The sequence below is a fragment of the Streptomyces sp. NRRL F-5650 genome (genome assembly GCF_000721365.1).
GTDB classification, from domain to species: Bacteria; Actinomycetota; Actinomycetes; order Streptomycetales; family Streptomycetaceae; genus Streptomyces; species Streptomyces ardesiacus.
Window position 1 is genome coordinate 1 of sequence record NZ_JOGV01000179.1, and the last position, 303, is coordinate 303.

1 protein-coding gene is annotated in these 303 nt (G+C 70.3%); it reads right to left on the reverse strand.

Annotated elements, in window-relative coordinates; translation table 11 throughout:
- Positions 1-278: hypothetical protein (locus tag IG88_RS39975; protein ID WP_037837590.1), on the reverse strand; the 278-nt coding region annotated here is incomplete at its 3' end.
- Between the last annotated feature and the right edge of the window lie 25 nt (positions 279-303).

Sequence of the window (303 nt, forward strand, 5' to 3'; positions counted from 1 at the left end):
CACACCTCACCGAACACCTCACCAAACCCCGGCAAACCCACCAACTCACGCCCCATACCCAACCGCTGAGACCCCTGACCCGAAAACACCAGAGCCAGGCGTCCGACGTCGGCGGTGACGTCGCGCACCACGTTCCCGGCCGGCTCTCCGGCGGCAAGGGCTTGAAGGCCCGCCAGGAACTCGGCACGGTTCTCGCCGAGCACGACGGCGCGGTGTTCCATGGCGGACCGCGCCGTCAGCAGTGACCAGGCGACGTCCGCGTCGGACGCCTCCGCCACGGCAGCGGACTCCCGCAACCGCGCC